This is a genomic window from Roseburia hominis, assembly GCA_040702975.1.
GTDB classification, from domain to species: domain Bacteria; phylum Bacillota; class Clostridia; order Lachnospirales; family Lachnospiraceae; genus Allocoprococcus; species Allocoprococcus hominis_A.
Genome location: CP159990.1, coordinates 1129362 through 1151393 on the forward strand (window position 1 = coordinate 1129362; position 22032 = coordinate 1151393).

General features: G+C 44.2%; 19 protein-coding genes and 1 tRNA gene. 18 read left to right on the plus strand and 2 right to left on the minus strand.

Annotated elements, in window-relative coordinates; translation table 11 throughout:
- The first annotated feature begins 52 nt into the window (after positions 1-52).
- From ABXS75_05285 to ABXS75_05305, 5 genes are all read left to right on the plus strand, one after another.
- Positions 53-1408 (plus strand): MFS transporter, encoded by a 1356-nt coding sequence (locus ABXS75_05285; GenBank protein XCP87087.1) that lies wholly within the window; start codon positions 53-55, stop codon positions 1406-1408.
- Between the two features lie 39 nt (positions 1409-1447).
- Positions 1448-2419 (plus strand): alpha/beta hydrolase, encoded by a 972-nt coding sequence (locus ABXS75_05290; protein ID XCP86221.1) that lies wholly within the window; start codon positions 1448-1450, stop codon positions 2417-2419.
- A 41-nt stretch (positions 2420-2460) separates the two neighbouring features.
- Complete coding sequence (locus tag ABXS75_05295) at positions 2461-2778, plus strand: MazG nucleotide pyrophosphohydrolase domain-containing protein (protein ID XCP86222.1); 318 nt, start codon at positions 2461-2463, stop codon at positions 2776-2778.
- 53 nt (positions 2779-2831) lie between these two features.
- A complete protein-coding gene (locus ABXS75_05300; GenBank protein ID XCP87088.1) occupies positions 2832-3596 on the plus strand; it encodes an NUDIX domain-containing protein in 765 nt (254 codons plus the stop codon).
- 168 nt (positions 3597-3764) lie between these two features.
- The gene (locus tag ABXS75_05305) at positions 3765-4244 is read left to right on the plus strand and encodes a flavodoxin (protein XCP86223.1); all 480 of its coding nucleotides are present in this window, start codon (positions 3765-3767) and stop codon (positions 4242-4244) included.
- A gap of 6 nt (positions 4245-4250) precedes the next feature.
- Here the strand turns inward: ABXS75_05305 and ABXS75_05310 are convergent, their stop codons facing one another.
- Entirely contained in the window at positions 4251-5171 is a 921-nt protein-coding gene (locus ABXS75_05310) for a LysR family transcriptional regulator (GenBank protein XCP86224.1), read from the minus strand.
- A 159-nt stretch (positions 5172-5330) separates the two neighbouring features.
- On the opposite strand from ABXS75_05310, the gene ABXS75_05315 reads away from it, so the two are divergent.
- The 8 genes from ABXS75_05315 (at position 5331) to ABXS75_05350 (ending at position 14180) form a co-directional block, all read left to right on the plus strand.
- Positions 5331-6635, plus strand: coding sequence for an NCS2 family permease (locus ABXS75_05315; GenBank protein ID XCP86225.1), 1305 nt, complete (start codon positions 5331-5333; stop codon positions 6633-6635).
- A 12-nt stretch (positions 6636-6647) separates the two neighbouring features.
- A complete protein-coding gene (locus tag ABXS75_05320) occupies positions 6648-8384 on the plus strand; it encodes an adenine deaminase C-terminal domain-containing protein (protein ID XCP87089.1) in 1737 nt (578 codons plus the stop codon).
- Between the two features lie 193 nt (positions 8385-8577).
- Entirely contained in the window at positions 8578-9153 is a 576-nt protein-coding gene (locus tag ABXS75_05325) for a GNAT family N-acetyltransferase (protein ID XCP86226.1), read from the plus strand.
- A 162-nt stretch (positions 9154-9315) separates the two neighbouring features.
- Entirely contained in the window at positions 9316-10578 is a 1263-nt protein-coding gene (locus tag ABXS75_05330) for a glycosyltransferase family 4 protein (GenBank protein XCP86227.1), read from the plus strand.
- Positions 10579-10913: 335 nt separating this feature from the next.
- Positions 10914-12077: an MBL fold metallo-hydrolase gene (locus tag ABXS75_05335; protein XCP86228.1), complete on the plus strand. Its 1164-nt coding sequence runs from the start codon at positions 10914-10916 to the stop codon at positions 12075-12077.
- A gap of 18 nt (positions 12078-12095) precedes the next feature.
- Complete coding sequence (locus tag ABXS75_05340) at positions 12096-13040, plus strand: DMT family transporter (GenBank protein ID XCP86229.1); 945 nt, start codon at positions 12096-12098, stop codon at positions 13038-13040.
- 336 nt (positions 13041-13376) lie between these two features.
- Entirely contained in the window at positions 13377-13802 is a 426-nt protein-coding gene (locus tag ABXS75_05345) for a hypothetical protein (GenBank protein XCP86230.1), read from the plus strand.
- An 18-nt stretch (positions 13803-13820) separates the two neighbouring features.
- Positions 13821-14180, plus strand: a complete 360-nt coding sequence (locus ABXS75_05350) for a YccF domain-containing protein (protein XCP86231.1) — start codon at positions 13821-13823, stop codon at positions 14178-14180.
- A 116-nt stretch (positions 14181-14296) separates the two neighbouring features.
- Here the strand turns inward: ABXS75_05350 and ABXS75_05355 are convergent.
- Positions 14297-14379: transfer RNA gene (locus ABXS75_05355), tRNA-Leu, on the minus strand.
- A 227-nt stretch (positions 14380-14606) separates the two neighbouring features.
- Between ABXS75_05355 and ABXS75_05360 the strand changes: the two genes are divergently transcribed.
- The 5 genes from ABXS75_05360 to ABXS75_05380 all read left to right on the plus strand — a co-directional run bounded on the left by ABXS75_05360 (position 14607) and on the right by ABXS75_05380 (position 21813).
- Entirely contained in the window at positions 14607-16322 is a 1716-nt protein-coding gene (locus tag ABXS75_05360) for an AAA family ATPase (GenBank protein XCP86232.1), read from the plus strand.
- 266 nt (positions 16323-16588) lie between these two features.
- Positions 16589-17221, plus strand: a complete 633-nt coding sequence (gene pgmB / locus ABXS75_05365; GenBank protein ID XCP86233.1) for a beta-phosphoglucomutase — start codon at positions 16589-16591, stop codon at positions 17219-17221.
- Between the two features lie 133 nt (positions 17222-17354).
- Positions 17355-18467 carry a DUF4432 family protein gene (locus ABXS75_05370; protein XCP86234.1) on the plus strand — a complete coding sequence of 371 codons (1113 nt, stop codon included), beginning with the start codon at positions 17355-17357 and terminating at the stop codon, positions 18465-18467.
- 134 nt (positions 18468-18601) lie between these two features.
- A complete protein-coding gene (locus ABXS75_05375; GenBank protein XCP86235.1) occupies positions 18602-20335 on the plus strand; it encodes a sensor histidine kinase in 1734 nt (577 codons plus the stop codon).
- Positions 20329-21813, plus strand: coding sequence for a response regulator (locus ABXS75_05380; GenBank protein XCP86236.1), 1485 nt, complete (start codon positions 20329-20331; stop codon positions 21811-21813). The genes ABXS75_05375 and ABXS75_05380 overlap by 7 nt, the downstream gene beginning before the upstream one ends.
- The last annotated feature ends 219 nt before the right edge of the window (positions 21814-22032 follow it).

Here is a 22032-nt window from a genome sequence, read left to right on the forward strand (position 1 = left end):
TATGGGCGCTTTTAATGAAAAGGAAATTGAAAATAGAAACGGGGGTTTTATGATGAAGAAACTAACGACAGGAAAGATTTGGCTTTTTGCTACGGGACAGTTTGGGTGGGCATTATTGTCCGGGATTATTTCCAACTGGCTGGTATATTTTTATCAGCCGGATAAGGCGGCGATTGCCCAGGGACAGACTGTATTTATTCCCCAGGGGCTGGTAGTTCTTGGGATATTTACGGTGATTGGAGGAATTACGGCATTCGGACGTATTTTTGATGCGGTGACGGATCCGCTGATCGCTTCCTGGTCTGACCGCTGTACTTCCAGAGATGGAAGGCGTATCCCATTTATGAAATTTGCGGCGCTGCCGCTTAGTTTGGCTACAGTGCTGGTATTCTGGTCGCCTGTATCGAAAACGAGTTTTGTAAATGCGGTATTTCTGTTTGTCATGGTCATGCTGTATTACTTTTCCATTACTGCGTATTGTACGCCCTACAATGCGTTGATCCCGGAACTTGGGCATGACCAGAAGGAACGTCTCAATATTTCCACAGTGATTTCTTTTACGTTCATTGCAGGTACGGCGGTGGCTTACCTGGCTCCGACGATCTGGGGAATGTTGATTCCGTCCTTTGGACGTGTAAACGCCATACGGGTGACATTTACAGTGATGGCGGTGATCGCTTTTGTGTGTATGGAAGTGCCGGTACTGACCATTAAAGAAAAGGAATATGTGAATACGGTTCCTACCAGCGACGGGGCTTTCGGGTCGCTTGCGGCTACCTTCCGCAATAAGGAATTTTGTAAATTTGTAGGCTCTGATATTTTTTACTGGATCGCGATTACCATGTTCCAGACAGGACTGCCCTTTTTTACCACAAGTCTTTTGAAACTGCCGGAGTCTATGACAACGATTTATTTTGTGGGAATGACGGCACTCTCTCTGATTTTTTATGTGCCGATCAATAAGCTGACTCCAAAATTTGGAAAGAAAAAGCTGATCCTTGTAGCCTTTGGGATTTTCTGTATGGCCTATCTGTACACAGGCTGTCTGGGGAAAATAACCCTGATCTCTCCTTCTGTGCAGGGGCTGATTCTGACTGCTGCGGCAGCGCTTCCTATGGCAATTTTCGGTATTCTGCCCCAGGCGGTGGTCGCGGATATTGCCCAGAGCGATGCTCTTGAGACAGGAAAAAACAGGGAAGGAATGTTTTACGCGGCCCGTACATTCGCATTTAAGATGGGACAGAGCGTGTCTATGCTGATCTTTACAGCCGTTTCTACAATAGGGACCGGTACAGGCGTGGGATACCGTATTGCGGCATTTGGTGCGGCGGCATTTTGCTTTGCCGGAGCGGTACTTTTCCTGTTCTATAATGAAAGGAAAATTGATGGGATCATCGCGAAAAAATAATGACTGGCGACGGAAAAGGGGAATGGCAGGTGATTGATCATGCAGAAAGATTTAGTTTTTAAAGAAGAAAGCTACCTGGAAATGATGGAAAACGTGGCAGAGCCGTTTCTGAAGGAAAGGTCCAAGGAGTTCTTTTTGAAGCGGGAGAAGGGTAGAGAGCTTTACTGTATCAAATATCAGGTGGAGAATCCAAAAGGAGTTGTGCTGATTTCTCACGGTTTTACAGAATCTGCGGAAAAATATAAAGAAATATGTTACTATTTTGTAAAAGAGAATTACCATGTGTACATTCCGGAGCATTGCGGCCACGGAAAAAGCTATCGTCTCACGAAAGATTTCTCCCTGGTTCATGTGGACCATTATGAGAGATATGTGAGAGATTTGCTTTTTGTTGCAATGCTGGCGAAAAAAGAGAATCAGAATCTTCCTTTGTTTCTCTACGCACATTCTATGGGAGGGGGAATCGGGGCGGCTGTGGCTGCTCGAAAACCGGAGCTTTTTGCGAAAATGATCCTGACCTCTCCCATGATTCGGCCGCTTACCGGAAAGATTCCCTGGGGCGTTGCCAGAGCGATCTCAGCAGGACTATGCTTTGTCGGCAGAGAAATGGCTTATGTTAGTGGTCAGCCATATGCTGGGAAGGAGACCTTTGAGGACAGTTGCTCTCTGTCCAGGGCGCGGTTTGATTATTACCAGGAAAAAAGGGATAGTAAGAGAGAACTTCAGACATGTGCGGCCAGTTTTGGGTGGCTTCGGGAGTCCGGAAAATTGAATGCCTATCTGCGAAAAGAAGCGGTAAAAAATATCCATTCTCCGGTAATCTTATTCCAGGCTGAGCAGGAAACTATGGTTTCTAAAAAAGTACAGAGTCGTTTTATAGATGCATTGAAATCCAGAGGGGTAAATGCAGAATTGATTTCTGTGGAGAATGCCAGGCATGAGATTTTCAACGCGGAATTTCCGGTTTTGGAAAAATACTGGGAGCAGGTGTTTGAATTTCTTGATACATAAGAATCCCGTTTACAATAGATTGCAAAGAAAGGAATGCTGATATGGAGGGAAAGACAACCATTAAGTACCTGCAGAATTATATAAAACAAAAAGATTACCATCCTGAATTATTAAAAGATTACTTTTTAAAGTTGTCCGAAGAGGTGGGAGAACTTTCCCGGGCGATAAGAAAGGGACTGAAAGCAGCTAATAATGAAGAAATCAAAGGAACGATAGATGAAGAACTCTGGGATGTGATTTACTACGCTATAGCTATAGCAAATTTATATAATATCGATTTGGAACAAGTCATAAAGTCTAAGGAAGCGATAAATCTTAAAAAATATCATTCAGCTGTAGTGTTTGAAGAAAACAGATAGATGGGAGGCCATTTCCAAATGAGGCAGAATTGGACCCGGTGCTGGGAAGAAAGGTGGTTCCGTTGTCACGAAAAAATCATAAGATAATTGATGGGCAATTGCTCCAGACAGATAAAAAGTATACTCATCTGAAATTAAAGCAGAAAGATAAAATTGCGGAATGGATGTATTTGGAAACCCTGGCATATTATGAGAAAAATTATGTATTCCCAGACGATAAACATCTGGACGAAGTGGTGTTTAAAGTCTATGGCAGGATAGAAGATGCTGATATTTGGATTCCTTATGGCGAAGTTCTGCGTCATTACAGAAAAAAGCGGCGAGACATCAACAAACGTGTGAGGAAAACTCTGAATCAGCATGAAGATAGAGAGCCGGATCCGGTATGTTTTATGAATATGTGTATGATATATGATGAGAAAGGGAATGTACTTGCACTGGATAAGGAAAATGATAGCTATACCGGAACCACTTTCCCAGGCGGTCATGTAGAGAAAGGTGAAGTATTCCAGGAATCTATTATCCGGGAAATCCGGGAAGAGACCGGGCTGGAGATTAAAAATCCGCAGTTATGCGGCATGTATCATTGGATAAGGTCGGGAGTACATAATGTGTTATTTTTGTATAAGACAAATGAGTTTAGCGGGTTCTTGAAAAGCTCTGAAGAAGGGCAGGTTTACTGGATTTCTTTGGAAGGGTTTAAACAAAAGGAGCTTGCTACCGGCATGGAATACGTTTTACAGATTCTGGAGTCGTCACGGACAAATGAGTGTTATATGCATCTGGAAAAGGGAAAATATGTGGGAACTTTATATTAAATGTTGTATTAACCGGCAGGAAAAATCTGCCGGTTTTTTCCTGCTGCGAGTGAGAATAGGGATGGTGTGGTATAAAAAACGAGTGGATGCATTTCCCTCGAATTTGTGATATCCTATAATAAAATACAACGATAACATATGATTTTCAGGAAAGGTGAGGTATTGATTATGAGCAAGGCATTAGTGGCATATTTCAGTGCCAGCGGAGTGACTGCGAAACTGGCCAGCCGGCTTGCAGAGGTGATCGGAGCAGATCTGCATGAGATTTGTCCAGAGGTTCCTTATACAGAAGCGGATTTGAACTGGATGGACAAAAAGAGCCGCAGCAGTGTGGAAATGAATGATAAGTCTTTCCGGCCGGCGGTAGCGAACAAAGTGGAGAACATGGAACAGTATGATGTGATTTTCACAGCTTTCCCGATCTGGTGGTACGTCGCTCCGACCATTGTGAATTCGTTTTTGGAGCAGTATGACCTTACTGGGAAAACGATTATTCCTCTGGCAACTTCGGGCAGCAGCGGAATGGGGAATACGAACAAAGAACTGGCAGTTTCCTGTCCGGGAGCAGAGTTAAAAGAAGGTAAACGATTCCCAGCGGATGCCGGTGAGGAAGAACTGAAGGTTTGGGCAGAGAAATATGGTATCTGATAAGTCTCACACAGATGGTACTACATTTTCCTGCGCGATCTTTATAAAATCTCTGGCGTAGGAGGCCAGATAGGCTCCCTTCCTGTAAGCGATGGTCAAGGTGCTGAAGATACCGCCCTCGCCAACGGAAAAACAGAGGGGAGCCCTGTCAAACACCATATTTTTCACATAGGTTTCCGGAACAAAACACGCGCCAAGCCCCTGCTGGGAAAGGAGAATGCAAGCCTGCGAGTTCCGCGTATGAAAGGGGACAGGAGGCTGGATCTGATAAGCTTCAAATAACTCCAGAGCTATTTTCCCTGTGGTTTGGTCGGAAAAATGCAAAATAAATGGTTCCTGCGCAAATAACCGCAGATCCATCCAGGGGTATCTGCAGCCTTCCTTCTCTATTCCACATGCAGCCAGAGGATGATCCGGAGAAACAACAAGCAGGATTTCTTCCTTTAGCAGCACCTCATACGTCAGCTTTGGATGTGGCCGGGCCTCGTTAAATATGGCGAAATCCAGCTGATCATCCAGCAGAAGACGCTCCTGTATCGCATAGGTCTCCTCCAGAAAATTCACCTTCACGCCGGGATATTTCTGATGGAATAAGGGCAGAATCCGGGGGATCATACAGGAGCTGCGCATCAGCGGAAAGGCAATGTTCAATTCTCCTTCATTATAGGAATGCAAATCTGCCAGTTCCCGCTCCCAATCCTGGTTGAGTTCCAGGATTTTTTTCGCATAGTCCATATACCGCCGCCCGAGATAAGTAGGAACATAGCAGTTCCCGCTCCGGCTGAACAGCTTCCCGTCTAATTCTAATTCCAGCTTTTGCAGATGTTTGCTTAAGGTAGGCTGTGAAATATACAGCTCCTGGGCCGCTCTGGTCAGATTCTTGTGTTTTGCAATACATAAGATATAGTTTAACTCCTGAATATTCACGTCTCCCGCTTCCCTTCTTCTTTGCAGCAATTATGCACAAATGGAATAATTTGTATGAAAAATAGAAATTGGACTTTCTTTTCTTCTCATTTTACAATGAATCTTAAGAAGAATCAACTTCATAAGAAAAATATTACATAGGAGAAGGAGAGTTAAAAAATGAGTCGTTTTCTTGAAAAGTATTTCAAACTGTCAGAATTTAACACAAATGTAAAAACGGAACTTCTGGCAGGCCTTACCACGTTTGTCACAATGGCGTATGTGCTGGCAACGATCCCGAATATTCTGGGAGGAGCCGGACTGGACAAGCATGTCATGCTCACAGTTATGGTCATGCTGATCATTCTGACAAGCTGTGCCATGGCATTTTATACCAACCGTCCGTTTGCGCTGGCTCCGGGGCTTGGCAGCGTAGGCATTGTTGCTTCCATGATTGCCAATGAAGGTATTTCCGCACCTATTACGGCAGGGGTAATCTTTTGGAGCGGTGTTCTGTTTATCCTGATTTCGTTCCTGGGACTTCGCGAAGCGGTAGTGCGGGTGATCCCGGTCAGTCTTAAGCACGCTGTGAGCGCGGGAATCGGACTTTTTATCGCCCTTTTGGGTGCGAAAAGCTGCGGCTTGATTGTTGCAAACGCAGATAAGAATACACTGGCGTTCGGACAATTAACTTCTGCACCTGTTCTCGTATGTGTCATTGGATTCATTATCCTGTTGATCGTAAAAGTGCGCAACATCCCGGGTGGATTGATTCTGACGATCCTGCTCACTACCGTGATCGGAATTCCGTTCGGCGTTACAAAAATACCGGAAACGATCTTCTCACTTCCTGCTAATATCGGAAGCCAGTTTTTGAAAATTGATTTTCTCGGAGCACTGGATTTTGCGTATATTCCGTTTTTGATTGCGCTGTTTGTACCGGACTTTTTCTCAACCTTTGGAACGGTCCTCGGAGTAGGTGCGAAGGCCGGATATCTTGATAAAGACGGAAACCTGCCGGGTATTGACAAGTGTTTTAAAGTCGATGCGGTTTCTACAAGCTTTGGTGCACTGTTCGGTATGCCGAGCATGACAACGTATCTGGAATCCTCAGCCGGCGTGGAGGCCGGTGGAAAAACTGGACTGACTGTGGTGTTTACGAGTATTTTCTTCGCCCTTTCGCTCTTTATTGCGCCGATCGCACTCATTATTCCTTCCGCGGCTACGGCTCCGGTATTGATTTATATCGGAATCAATATGCTAAGCAGTATGCGAAATGTTGATTATACGGATATCACGGAAGCAGTTCCGGCGTTTGTATGTGTAACGTTTACGATTTTTGCCAACAATATTGCCAACGGAATCTGCGCGGCGCTGCCGGTTTATCTGATTATGAAGATTGCTTCCGGCAATATCAAGAAGATTTCACCGGTCATGTATGTGTTGGTGGCTGTCTGTATGCTGTATTTCTACACGATTATTTAAGGAATTTTTATGATGGAACATGTATCTTTACTGATAAAAAATGTGTATGTATTTAATTCATATTTAAAACAATTTATACTTGCAGATGTGTTTGTGCTGGATGGAAAATTTTACTACATAGACCGGGAACGGTCCACCGTATTTACTGCTGACAGAACACTGGATGCAGATGGCCTTTACATGCTGCCCGGGCTGATTGATATTCATATGCATATCGAAAGCTCTATGATGACCCCGGGGCCGTTTGGGAGGTACCTGGCGTCATGCGGAGTAACAACGGTGGTATCGGAGCCGCATGAAATGGCAAACGTGAGAGGGATGCGGGGTATCCTGGAAATGATCCGGACAGGGGAGGATGCACCTTTGGATATTTATTATGGTATTCCAAGCAGTGTCCCTTCTACCAGTGAAGAGCTGGAGACGACTGGCGGAGCCATTCGTTTTGAAGAAATGAAGCATCTGATGGCTGAAAAGGACGTGATCTGTGTAGGCGAAGTCATGAATTACCGCCAGGTCATTCGTGAAAATAATCTGGATATTACCCGGTTTTTGGAATATCTGCATCAGGAGCATCCGGGGTATGTAATGGAAGGCCATTGCCCTTCTCTGGTGGGACTGGATCTGGCAAAGTTTCTTTATCTTGGCATTAATGGAGATCATACCGAGCATACGCTGGAGGAGGTCAGACAGCGGATAGAAAACGGAATGTTCATGGAAATACAGGCTAAGATGCTGAAAAGTGAAGTGCTGAGCTATATTAAGGAGCATCAGCTTTATGAATATTGCTGTTTTGTTACCGATGATACGATGGCTGACGTGCTCTATGAGGAGGGGCAGCTGAACGGCGTAGTGGAAAAAGCGATGCAAAAAGGGTTTCCGGTAGAGCAGGCAATTTATTGTGCCACATATACTCCCAGTCAGCGTATGCATTTATACGATCGCGGAGTGATCGCGCCGGGCAAGCTCGCCGATTTCATGTTGGTAAAGGATCCTTCCAGGTTGTCGCCAGAGGTCGTTTATAAAAACGGGCAGGAAATATTCTGTCGGGGGGAAAGCACCGGCCAGGTATATGTGAAAGATTCCTTCCCGGAGGATTTCTATCAAAGTGTTCAGCTGCCTGCGCTGACGGAGGAGGATTTTCAGATGCCGGTATCGCGTTTCCTCCCGGCGGGAAGTCCTGTGCCCTCGCAGGTGACGGTGCGAGCCATTGAAGTGCACGCGGATCGGACACAGACAACGGAAAAGCTGGTGCAGATGCCCGTTAGGAATGGCTGCATCGACTGGAAAGGCAGCGGATGCCTTCTGGCAATGGTTCTGGAACGTCATGGGAAGAATGGAAATATCGGCTATGGTTTTCTTATAGGAACGTGTCTTACAGAAGGAACGGCTGCGACGACCTGGTTTCATGATCATCACAATCTTTTTGTGGTTGGGGATGATGAAAAGGATATGTTGTTTGCAGTCAGAAGGATTCAGCAGATGCAGGGAGGATTTCTTACCGTGAAAGATGGAGTGATCTTATCGGAACTCGCATTGCCGGTGTGCGGCATCCTTTCCGACCGGCCGCTTAAGGAAATCAGCGCACAGCTTTGCCAGGTACGCGAAAGCCTGATTCATTTAGGGTATCAGCATGGCAATCCGATTATGTCGTTGGGAACGCTGGGGCTTCCGGTCAGTCCTGCTCTAAAGCTGACGGATCATGGATTGGTCGATGTCCGTAGGGGAGCAGTGGTAAGTCTGGTGGTATAGTTTTGAATGATTGAGTAGTAGAGCGGTCCGCCCGAAAGTCTTCGGAGAGCGGACCGTTTTTGATGCCATGTATACCTAAGTGAAGGTCTAGTGGACTTTCATCTTGTTTTTGGGCGATAATTAAGTTGTGCTCCCGGGCTTTTGGAGGTAAAATGGACATAGATTTTTAGATAATACTGATTTGGAGAACGATATGAAGAGAAATAATTTTAACATCATCCACTTGCCAAAGGCACAGTGGGAGGGCACGGTGATACCGATGCGGTATACGACAGAGGAATTTTATGATGTAAAGCTGGAGACAGAGGAGACTGGATATCGTGTAACGCTCTGCAAAAGCAGGTTTGAAACGCCGGTTTCCCACTATCCGGAGGAATATGATTTCCCGGATAAATTATATCAGCCCCATTGGGAAAAAGCGTCTGCATGGGGAATTGTGTCGGAGGAGGACAAAGAGGCAGAGCTGCTTGCCTGTATCGAGACCTGCCCGGAGGAGTGGAGCAATCGGCTGATGGTAACAGAGCTGTGGGTGCATGAGAGCCTCAGAAGGCAGGGGATCGCACATGAGCTGATGTCAATTGCAAAAGAACAGGCCGCTTCTGAGAACCGAAGAGCGATCATTCTGGAGACCCAGTCATGCAATGTAGGGGCCATTCGTTTTTATCAGCAGGAAGGCTTTGAACTGATCGGTTTTGACAGTTGCTGCTACTCCAATCGTGATCTGGAACGGAAAGAAGTCCGCATTAATATGGGATATTTTCTGAAATAGCGGACGAAATGAAAGCTGCGGTGTCAGTGGGATTGAGGGGATCTTTTTTTAGGACAGTAATACCCACGCCATTCTAAGCTTGGCAGGTTGTGCCATAATGTGCGAAGAGCTAAAATCTCCTTATAAAATCTAAAAACTATGGTGGTGCAGAAAGGAAAAATCATGAGAATACTTAGCGTTACGGCTCAGAAACCGAACAGTACAGGAAGCGGTGTCTATCTGACGGAATTAATGAAAGGGTTTGAAAAGCTGGGGCATGAGCAAGCGGCAGTTGTGGGAGTTGCGCGCAGGGATACGGTGCAGCTGCCGGGAAATGCAGCGGCCTATCCTGTTTATTACGGAACTGAAGAACTCCCTTATCCGGTGGCCGGTATGTCAGATGAAATGCCGTATGACAGTACCCGGTATTCGGATATGACCGAAGAGATGACGAGGCAATTCAGGGAAGCGTTTGGAGCGGCGGTCCGGCAGGCGGTCAGCGAGTTTAAGCCAGATGTGATCTTGTGCCACCACCTGTATTTCCTGACGGCGCTCGTGCGCAAGTGGTGCCCCAAGGTGCGCGTGTTTGGGGTATGCCACGGCTCTGATTTGCGTCAGTTTAAGAAAAACCCATGGCAGAGGGAGTGGATTAAAGCGCAGATTTGTCAGCTTGACGGGATTTTCGCTCTGCATAAGGAGCAAAAGGAAGAAATTATTCGCTGTTTTGGCTGTGAGGAGAAATATGTCTATGTAATCGGTACCGGGTACAACAACAGTATATTTTATATCGACGAAGGTGTGAAAAAGGACAGAAAGGCGCAGGAAGCAGTGCCTACCGAAGAAACTGTGGATAACGATGAAATAGAAGCGGAAGAGGAACTGTGTCTGATATTTGCCGGGAAGGTTTCGGAGAAAAAAGGAATTAAGAGTCTACTAAAGGCGATGGACTACCTGAAAGGGGAGCAGATTCGGCTTGTGCTTGCAGGTGGCTATGCCACAGATGCAGAGTTTGAAGAACTCTGCAAATTGGCGGAGAAATGTCCTTGCAAGGTGGAATTTCCCGGACGCATGCCGCAGCAGGAACTGGCGCAGCTTATGAATGCAAGTGATCTGTTCGTACTTCCTTCCTTTTATGAAGGACTTCCGCTGGTTTTGGTGGAGGCGATGGCCTGCGGCCTCAGGGCAGTGTGCACCGAGCTTCCGGGAATCCGTCCCTGGCTTGTGGAAAAAGGACTGGCGGAAAGTGTAGTATTTGTTAAGCCGCCTGAGATGAGAAATGAAGATGAGCCTGTGGAGGAAGCACTTCCGGATTTTGAAAAACGTTTGGCTCAAGCGGTGATAGAAGCGAAAGAGGCAGCACTTCCCAATCAGGAGAAGCTGCGTGAGGTGTCCTGGGACGGTGTCTGCCGGAGAGTGTTGGAATTGATGCTAAACATGGAAAAATAAGTATATTCAAGAGCATCCCGCATGGCCATTCGGCCGTTACATAAGGTATTTTTTTAGATACAGAAAAGTTTTTCGGTTGAAACGCAGAGGGGGATATAGTAAGATATTTCTGGTATATTTATGATATCAAAGTTACGGGAGCGCGAAGTAATTCATAGATCATACCCCAGGAGCATCCCGTGTGGCCATGCGGTCATTTCATAAGGTATACCCCGAGGGCATCCCGTATGGCCATTCGGCCATTTCATAAGGTATGATACCAAGGAGAGGATTTTTTCCTCGCAAAAGAAAAATATAATCTGGAAATACATAGGAAAAAACAGGAGGAGTTTCAGATGAAGGACATAATAATTTCAGATGCAGTGAAGTACATTGGAGCGGACGATAAGACTTTGGATCTATTTGAAAGCCAGTATATCATTCCTAATGGAGTTTCTTATAATTCATATGTGATCTTAGATGAGAAGATTGCAGTCATGGACACGATTGATGCGAGAAAGACTGAGGAATGGAAGGCAAATCTTGTGGAGGCGCTTGCGGGACGTACACCGGATTATCTTATCATTTCGCACCTGGAGCCGGACCATTCGGCTAATATCCAGATGTTTGCCGAGATGTATCCGGAGGCGAAACTGGTCGCAAGTGCGAAGGCGATTGCCATGCTGCCGCAGTTCTTTGGCGCAGATTTCACCGGAAGAACGATTGCGGTAAAAGAAGGGGAGACCCTGTCACTTGGAAGCCATACGCTCCAGTTTTTTATGGCGCCGATGGTACACTGGCCGGAGGTAATGGTGGAGTATGAGCAGACAGAGAAGATTCTGTTCTCTGCCGATGGATTTGGTAAATTCGGAGCGCTGGACGCAGAGGAAGACTGGGCATGCGAGGCGAGAAGATACTATTTTAATATCGTAGGAAAATATGGCGCGCAGGTGCAGGCTCTGCTTGAGAAAGTGGCTGCATTGGATATTCAGACAATCTGTCCTCTGCATGGACCGATCCTGAAAGAGAATCTGGGATATTACATAGAGAAATATCAGACCTGGAGCAGTTATCAGGCAGAAGACGACGGGGTGCTCATTGCTTATGTATCTATTCACGGCAATACGGCGAAGGCGGCTGAAAAGATGAAGGAGATTCTGGAGGCGAAGGGAGCAAAGAAGGTTGCGATCACGGACCTTTCCAGAGATGACATGGCGGAGGCCATTGAAGATGCGTTCCGGTACGACAAGCTGGTTCTGGCGGCAGCGTCTTATGATGGAGGGGTTTTCTTCTGTATGGATACCTTCCTGCGCAAGCTGGCGCACAAGAATTTCCAGAATAAGAAGATCGGCATGATCGAGAACGGAAGCTGGGCACCGAGTGCGGCGCGTACCATGAAAGGGATTGTGGAAGGCATGAAGAATGTGACGCTTTGCGAGAAGGTGGTTACGATCAAATCAGTAATGAAGGACGCAGACGTAGCTGAGATGGAAACACTGGCGGACGAAATTCTTGGTTAGTCCCGCAGGAGATACGTGATGGATAGAAAAGAGAGCATATTGAGGAAGACCTGGGTGGTCTGCCTGCTTGCAATGGTCTGCTGTCTGCTTTGGGGAAGTGCGTTTCCCTGCGTAAAGGTAGGGTATCGCCTGTTTGAAGTAGGGGAGGCGGATACGGCGGCTCAGATCCTGTTCGCAGGTATCCGGTTTATGATAGCGGGCGTGTTGGTGGTCATCTTTGGATCCCTGATGAAGGGGAAGTTCCTGAGACCGAGGCGGGCATCACTTCCTAAGATTGGGAAAATCTGTCTTTTGCAGACAGTTATACAGTATTTTTTCTTTTATGTAGGGCTGGCACATACCACAGGTGTGCGTGGGGCAATCGTAGAAGCATCGAACGTATTTCTGGCGATTTTGGTATCCAGCCTGTTTTTCCGTATGGAAAAACTGGACGGAAAGAAGATGACAGGCTGTCTGATTGGATTTGCAGGGGTGGTACTCATTAATTTAAGCGGCGGAAACGTAGATATGCGGTTCAACCTGCTGGGAGACGGATTTGTGTTTATCTCAGCATTTGCTTACGCACTTTCCTCCGTGCTGATCAAGCGATACTCGGAGACGGAGGATCCGGTAATGATCAGCGGTTATCAGTTCCTCGCAGGCGGACTTATAATGACCGCGGGAGCATTTTTAGCAGGCGGGCGGCTGGGAGCATTCACGCCGGCGGGCGGAGCACTGCTTCTGTATATGGCATTTATCTCCGCTGCCGCCTACACGATATGGGGAATTCTTCTGAAATACAATCCGGTATCGAAGGTAACGGTATTCGGGTTCTCGAATCCGGTGTTCGGAGTGCTGCTTTCTGCGCTGATTCTGGGCGAGGGAAGCGCCTTTGGCTGGCAGGGGATAGTCTCGCTTGTGTTGGTCTCCGTTGGAATATTTGTGGTCAATTATGGCGGAAATGTAGAGCAAAAGGAAGCGTAAAAGAAGGAATGCCTGTCGATAAGAATTTGCCTGAAAATTGCCCGAAAATTTGTCGGAAAATGATGGTTCAGACTTGACAGGAAAATGAGAAAGTGTTATATTTTTATCAAGCAATGGAAAGGGAGTAGCTGAACAGCCAAAATGGCTGGATTTGAAACCGTCAATCGATACCGAGAGGTATCCGTATCAAATGAGATAGCAAGACTTTTATTGTGGCAGATGTCATAATAGAAGTCTTTTTCTATTATATTAAGAATTTCGTTATCTGTATTATAAAAACGGAAATAATCGGAGATGTCTGCCGCATAAACTTGCTGAAGAAAGTGAGGAGACAAGATGAGTGATGAAATGATGAGACAGGAAATGCAGGAAGCTATTGAAGCGGGAGAGCGCGCACTTCGAAGCCTTGAGATGGCAAGGGACAAATTGAACAGCGCGAGGAGTTGGGGAATCGTGGATCTGTTTGGAGGAGGTTTGATCACAGATATGATCAAGCATACCAGGATGAACGATGCGGCAGATTATATGGAAGCTGCCAAGCAGGATCTGCTGATATTCCAGAGGGAATTAAAAGATGTGAATGTACCCATGGATTTACGAATGGAAGTAGGCGGATTTCTTTCTTTTGCGGATTTCTTTTTTGATGGCCTGGTGGCAGACTACCTGGTGCAGTCGAAGATCGCAGATGCCAGAGCGCAGGTGGCTGATGCCATCAATATGGTGGAGATACTTCTTCGTGATTTGAGAGCAGTCGAGATATAGGCGGAAAGGAGGAACAGTATGGGCTGCTTGGGAAATGCATTATGGTTCGTTTTTGGCGGTGCACTTAGCGGATTGAGCTGGTGCCTGGCGGGGTGTTTATGGTGCATCACGGTCGTGGGTCTGCCGATTGGAATGCAGTGTTTTAAGTTTGCGGCGCTTAGTTTTTTCCCGTTTGGCAAGGAGGTGCAGTATGGCGGCGGAGCCGGTTCCTTTTTGCTAAATGTAATCTGGCTGGTGGTCTCGGGACTGCCGCTGGCGTTGGAGCATCTTGCGATTGGGGCGACGCTTTGCGTTACGATTATCGGAATCCCGTTTGGGCTGCAGCAGTTCAAACTGGCAAAGTTGGCGCTTATGCCGTTTGGGGCATCGGTGTATTAGACAGTGTAATGGGAAAGGCAGCTGCTGCGGAAGAATCCCGCGGCGGCTGTCGAAAAAAAGATTCTTGGGAAAACAAAAAGCTTGGAAACTTAATGTTTCCAAGCCTTTTGATGAGATGCGGAAGATGGGACTTGAACCCACACGCCCTTGCGAGCACTAGAACCTGAATCTAGCTCGTCTGCCATTCCGACACTTCCGCGTCAACGATATTTATATTACCACAACATTTTATATTTTGCAATAGCTAATTTGAAAAAAACTTAATTTTAAAAAATGAATTTCTAAATAATTCGTACTATGTTTTATTGATATAGCATGAATTATTTTTTTGTGCTAGAATAACCATATGATGTTGGGGGTAAAAGATATTTTGACCCCTATGATATACGGAGCACGCCCGATGAGTGAGGATATGGTGGAGGTTGTATGCAGAAATTAAAGAAGCTCCCGATAGGGATTGAGAATTTTGCAGAGATGCAAACGGAAGACTTTTACCTTGTGGATAAGACTGCTTTTATAAAAGAACTACTCGAAAATTGGGGAAAAGTGAATTTGTTTACTCGGCCGAGACGTTTTGGCAAGTCTATGAATATGAGTATGCTAAAAACCTTTTTTGAAATCGGTTGTGATGCAAGGCTATTCGAAGGACTTGAAATCAGCCGGGAGGAAGAGCTGTGCAGGGACTACATGGGGAAATATCCGGTTATTTCCATTACTTTAAAAGGTGTGGAAGGCCTGACATTTGACAGTGCTTGTGGTTCTCTGCGTGATTTGATTGGAAAAGAAGCGATGCGGTTCTCGTTTCTGGAGACAAGCGGGAAACTTACTGAGATGCACAAAGCTATGTATCGCGCACTGATCAATGTAGATTTAAATGGGAGATTTACCATGTCGTCCGATGCGCTTGCCGCAAGCCTTAAGACATTGTCATTATTACTTGCCGTGCATTATGGACAAAAGGTGATTCTTCTGATTGATGAATATGATGTTCCTCTGGATAAGGCAGACCAGCACGGATATTATGAGCAAATGGTCAGTCTTCTTCGGAAATTTTTTGGCAATGCTTTGAAGACGAACGAGGATCTGCAATTTGCTGTGATGACGGGATGTCTGCGTGTTTCCAAGGAAAGTATTTTTACAGGTCTGAATAATTTGAAAATAGCTTCTATTACAAATGCCGGTTTTGATACTTATTTTGGTTTTACTGACCGTGAAGTCAGAGACATGCTGGAATACTATGGCTTTGCAGATGTTTATGAATCTGTAAAGGAATGGTATGACGGGTATCTGATTGGCCGGGAGAATATTTATTGTCCATGGGACGTTGTGAATTATTGCCAGGAACTGAAGGTGCTTCGTGAGAGTGAGCCGGGTGCTTATATGGTTCCGAAAAATTATTGGGTAAATACAAGTGGAAATGCAATCATAAAAACGCTTTTGACTCAGGCTTCCGGGAGGACGCGGATAGAATTAGAACAGTTGATGGCAGGTGAAATCCTGGAAAAAAGAGTGGAAGAAAACTTAACGTATCATGATCTATATGACAGTATCGACCATATCTGGAGCGTACTATTTGCTACGGGCTATCTCACCTGTGAAGGGATTACAGAAGACGGATTTTATCGGCTCCGTATTCCCAACCGGGAGATTCGGAATATTTTTGTGATGCAGATTATGAAATGGTTCGAGGAAGAGGTGAGGACGGAGCCTGCAAAGCTCGATGCGCTGTGCGAGGCGGCCCTTGCAGGAGATGTGAAAGGTTTCGAGGACGGTCTGAATGGATTTCTGAAGAGGACGATCAGTATCCGGGATACGTTTGTAAAATCAAAAAAAGAGAATTTTTACCATGGAATTCTGTTGGGACTGCTTGGTCACAGAGAGGATTGGTTCATAAAATCCAACGCAGAATCCGGTGATGGATATAGTGATATTCTGCTTCTGGATGAAGAGTCGGAGACTGGTATCGTGATAGAAATTAAGTATGCCGAAAGTGGCGGACTTAAGAATGCGTGTCGCGATGCGTTGAGACAGATTGAGGAGAAGCACTATGAAGTGTTCCTGCAAACGGAAGGCATGGAGAAAATCTTAAAGTATGGGATTGCATTTTTCAGAAAAAAATGTATGATCATGCGTGGAGAATAAGAAAAAACATGGGAGATATGCAGATGCTTTGCTGATCTCCGGAATAAAGAGAAGATAGGACAGGGTTATTGTGTAGAGTGATGATTTGAAATCACATTTATACAATAGCCCTCTTTTTAGTGCCGGTATATAAGTAGTATAGCGCGATAATATACGTAAAAATTTTACAAGAAATGGTTGATGAAGGGGAAAATGTCATGTGATATCATTAAGTCAAAATGAGGAATTTTGGAGAAATTTCTAAGTAAGAAAGGTAGGGCTATAAAATGAAGGGTATTATTTTTGATTTGGATGGAGTGATTTGTTTCACAGACAAATATCACTATATTGCATGGAAAAAGCTGGCAGATAAAGAGGGAATCTATTTTGATGAGACGATCAACAATAGACTGCGTGGCGTATCCAGAATGGAGAGTCTGGAAATCATTCTGGAGAGAGCCAAAAAGAGCTATACCGAAGAAGAAAAGGTTGCTATGGCTGAAGAGAAGAATGCAATCTATGTAGAATTGTTAAAAGAGATGACAGAGGCCGATTTGTCAGAGGAAGTGAAGGAAACCTTGCAGAAATTGCGGGAATGCGGGCTGAAGCTGGCAATTGGATCCAGCAGCAAAAATGCAAAAATAATTCTAAGGCAGTTGGGGCTGGAAGATTTCTTCGATGCCATCTCTGACGGAACGAACATTACAAAATCAAAACCGGACCCGGAAGTATTCTTGAAAGCAGCCGGTTTTATCGGAGAAGATCCGGCAGATTGTTTAGTCGTTGAAGATGCAAAGGCGGGTATTGAAGCGGCCACTGCAGGCGGATTTAAGAGTGCAGGGCTTGGGGAAGCCACAGAGCATCCGGAGGTGACTTATAAGCTGACGAGTTTTCGGGATTTATTAGAAATATGTCAATAATAAAAACGGACGATATGATATTTCTTGAATGGAAAAAAGACGTTTAGGGGGAATTATAGTGACTATACTGAATTACCACGATTTACAAGCGAATCATACATACATTTTTTCCCATACCGATCAAGAGAATTTTGTGAGTTTAGAGCATTCTGCAAATATCGAGGACCTTTCAAGTGCAAAGATAAACGGCATAGCTTATGTTTCGTTAGAGGAAATCAAAGATATACAAGGAAATCCGTTACACATTTTGTGGGTAAGCAATGGAACTTTGCGTATCAGTCTTATTATGGAACGTGGATTTGATGTGGGAGAAGTGTTTTGCCGTGAAGAAAAAATTAGTTGGGTAAGAGGCAAAGAGAGGTGTCTTTCCGATATTAGTGTGGATCTAAATCAGGAGAATGGCTGGGAAAAAGGATTTTTTGCCGCTGTGACCACACTTGGACCACAGCTTTTTGGTACTCCGGATGAGATTCGTACCGTTCACGGAACAGGAGCTTATTCGCCCTTTGATTTGGAAAGTCTTGTAATCATATACGATAAAAAAGAAATCAGTGTTTCAGCGGAAGGATTTTCGAAAGGATTTCGGGGAGAGGTGGAATATAAGAAGAAGGTAACGATGCGAACCCGGATGAATTCCATGGTATTCCTCAGAGAAGAGACCACGACTAATTTGACAGACAGGACTTTGCCGATTGATGACGGATATCATATACAGCTTGCCGGCGATTTCATGGCGGAGGGCGGTTCTTATGTCCTTCCGGTCGCAACAGACCAGATGCTTCTTAGGGACAGTGTACCGAAAGAGGTGAGTCCAAAGGAAATCTATGATTTTAATACGGAACTGGACCCCATACGCTGCTATCAGTATGTGCCGGAGCGGGTGACAGGAGTTGAAGGAATCGGTGACTTTAAAGAGTATAAACAAATTCAGGAGAACAAAGACAATCTGACCTGTGAGATGCTCGTGAATAAAAAGGGAAACAAAGCTGTGGTTGTGGTGAGGCCGCTTGACGTATTTCCGCGTTCACTGCTGGCAAAGCGTAATATCGCAGGAGATGACGCTATGTACGCCATCGAGGTCTGCAAGACCCGTCCAAACTCCATAAGACAGAAAGCGATTGATGGAGAGTTGATGTATTTAGAGGCCCATGCTTCGATGCAGTCTATGGTTGCCATCGGCATACTAAAAGAAGAACTAATACGAGAGATGGTTACCTGTATTGAAACCCGGCACCCGCGAGAATAGATGTTTTCAATTGCTTTTTGCAATTTTCTAAAGAAGTATAATGTTTGAGGGAAAATTTGTACAGTGGAAAAGTATGTTTAGAGAGTGGTGAAAAAATGCGTAGTAGGGTAGATAATGCAAGAAATAACCTGATTATGAAATTTGTATTAGTTCTTGTAATTGTGCTTTTGCTATACACGTTATTTGTTTCGTATAGTGTGTATAGAAAAGTGTTAGATAATAATTATAAGAGTCTGGAGACTGCTATCGAAACAACTGCGGATACTATATCACAGACGTTAGACATGACCCGCGGTATCACCTATGCCCTTTCTGGCAGTGAGTCTGTTGTAAACTGGCGAAGTGATAAGGAGTATTTCGTGGGAAATGACAAGTGGGCATCGTTGAACCGGCAAAAGTTAAATGAAGAGATGCAGCAAGTACTCGCCTATAATAACACCTGGAAATTCAATTTGTTTGATTATATTACGATATATGAGAATGACAGGCTATTGGCGATTTCATACACCAAACAGTTTAGCACACAGCAGATTATCAATGATACAAGCAAGATTCAAAAAGAGCTGAGCGTAGATGAGAAGTATACGCAGATTCTGCCGCCCAAGGATGGCAACAGTTCCATCTATACTACGCTTAGAATACAGGCTGATTTTCAATCAGATGATAGCCTGTATGTGATTGGAGTCACAGGGACTGAAGGTTTTGATAAGAAACTGAAATGCCTGGTGAATCACAAGGGAACAGCAGCTTATGTGATGCGCACAGACGGAACGGTATTTGCCGCCAGCGATGAAGAAAAGTTGGGAAAAAACCTGGGAGACACGATTGTATCGACCGGGAAGGGCCTTGAGGAAACGAACATTGGAGGAAGGAACTACCAAATCATCAAATGGAAGATTAATAATGAATTCTATTTGGTATACCTGCTTCCAAAAGTTGAAATGATGAAGCAGACTCTTGTAGATATGAGAATGCTGCTGCTTTTATCGATCATCACTGCAATCGTACTGATTATACCTGCGACAATCGTGATCGTAAATATGACAACAATTTTTAAAGATCTGATTGACGCCATGAGACGGGTCGGCGACAAAGATTACGAAGTGCGATTACACCATTATAGCAATGCTGCGTACGACGAAGTAGCGGTTAACTTTAATTCCATGGTGGAGAAGCTAAAGGAGCTCATTCAGATTACCTATGAGTCTAAGATTTTATTAAAGGAGATGGAAATCAAATCCTTGCAGCAACAGATGAATCCCCACTTCCTTTTTAATATTCTGCTTACAATTCAAATCAAGGCAAAGATGTCGGGAGATGAGACGGTTTATAAAATGATTTCTTCGTTATCGTCACTACTCCGTGCGGGAATCTATGGAGACAAGCGGACGATAATTACCATCAGGGAAGAGATGAAATATGTAAAATATTATCTTAGCCTTCAACAGGAACGCTATGAAGAGCGGTTAAAGTATCAAATCGAAGTAGAAGATGAGTCCATTTTGGACTGTGAGATTCCAAGATTGGTTGTGGAACCAATGGTGGAAAACACAATTGTTCATGGCGTTGAGGCGGTAGACGGCAATTTGGAGGTAAATGTAAGGCTGCGTTATGACGGAGATCATATTTTAATCACGGTAAAGGATAATGGAGTAGGATTTAACGTAGAAGAGTTAAATATGAAAAAATCTAAAACGATAGATGGCGAAGTACGGCATGAAAAAACGGGTATAAGCAATACACACCAGAGAATCCGGTTAATGTATGGCGAGCCCTATGGAATTCAAATTTTCAGCCAGCCGATGAAGGGCACTGAGGTATTAATTTGTATACCTAAGAATAGTTCTAAGAGGGATGAGAAATGTTAAAAGTACTGATTGTAGATGATGAAAGAAATATAAGAGAGGGCATTCAGTGTCTTGTTGATTGGGAAAGTTTGGGCTGCAAAGTGGTATATTCCTGTGGAAATGGGAGCTCGGCTTTAAGATACATACAAGACAATGATGTGAATATTGTAGTTACAGACATCAAAATGCCAGTTATAGACGGATTAGAACTCAGCCGCCAGATTGCAGAAAAATTTAGCCATACCAAGGTGATTATACTTACCGCTTATTCTGACTTCGAAATGGCAAGGAAAGCGCTTCGATATGGAGTGGAAGATTTTATAGTGAAAAATAATTTTATGGAGGAACTTCCTGCTGCGATTGAAAGAGTAGCGGAGCGCATTAAGGAAGAAGCGGAAAAGGAGGCAGGTTTTGCCCTGGCTGACGAGCGCAGAATGCGTGAATTACAGGGATTTCGTTATTGCATTTGTTCCTGTGAAATCGAAAGCATGGATACTTCTTCGAATTATAATTTAAAAGAGATGCTGAATAATATTTTGAAAATATCGTTGAAGGAGTGCCTTTTTGAGATTATTTCGCAGACAGAGAATTATATGCATATCATAATCAAGTATGAAGCGGCTTCCACGATTACAATTAATGCTATAGTAGATTATTTCAATAATATTCTTATTATGGTGGAAGAGTTTATGCGCATCAATCTCCGTGTGGGAATCAGCAGTGAATCCAACAACCCGGATTCTTATATCCATTTGCGGGAGGAGGCTGACGAGGCTTTATCCCGAATCATATCAAAAGACAGTGAACTTAATGTTTATATAGCAAATGATAAGGAAGAAAATACAGATTTGATTAACGTGGATCACTATAAGTCTGCTATCTGTGAAGTGATTTTCTCAGAAGATGTTTCGGAGCCGAAGCAGGTTCTAAAGGAATTTGGAGAGACCCTGTTAAGAAAGGATATCTGTTTTGAACAGTGCCAGCTATATGCTCTGGTGATTTATAGCGCCATGATTCATAAAGTCGTAAAATATCATCTGGATATTGAGCAGGATTTTAACCAGTTAGAAAGAGACGTGTACAAAAAGAACCAGAGTGCCAAGACTTTATATGGACTGATTGAGATTGGAAATGAAATTATAGATAATTTGCGCAGTCTTTGTCTTGGGAAAATGCATGTAAAAAATGAATTAGTGAAACGTGTAGATGATTGTATCAAGCAAAATTATAAAGCAGATCTGAGCCTGGACTTTATCAGCAATTGTCTGTACTTAAATGGCAGTTATGTCAGCAGGGCATATAAAAAGCTTACGGGGATTACGGTCACGGAAAAAATCAATCTGTTTCGCGTGGGAAAAGCCAAAGAACTGTTGAAATCGACCAACAAAAAAATTTACGAGATAGCAGATGAAGTGGGATTTAAGGATGCGGCTTATTTTAGCAATGTGTTTATTAAATATTGCGGGATGAACCCAAGTGAGTTTCGGAAAAACAGTTAGTTTTAATATGTGTTATTTTTTGTGGGTAGGCAAAAAACAGATAAATTATTTACAAAAAATACAGAAAAGTAAAAATTTTCCAAGAAATAGTTCATGATTTGGAGTGCGCCCTTGGAAAAAGTAATTTTTTTAAAGAAAACAGAAAATTGCTCTCATTAAAAAACGGTCAAAACCGAGGTAAAATAGCACTACAAGAGAAATTTCGAGGAGGAAAACAAA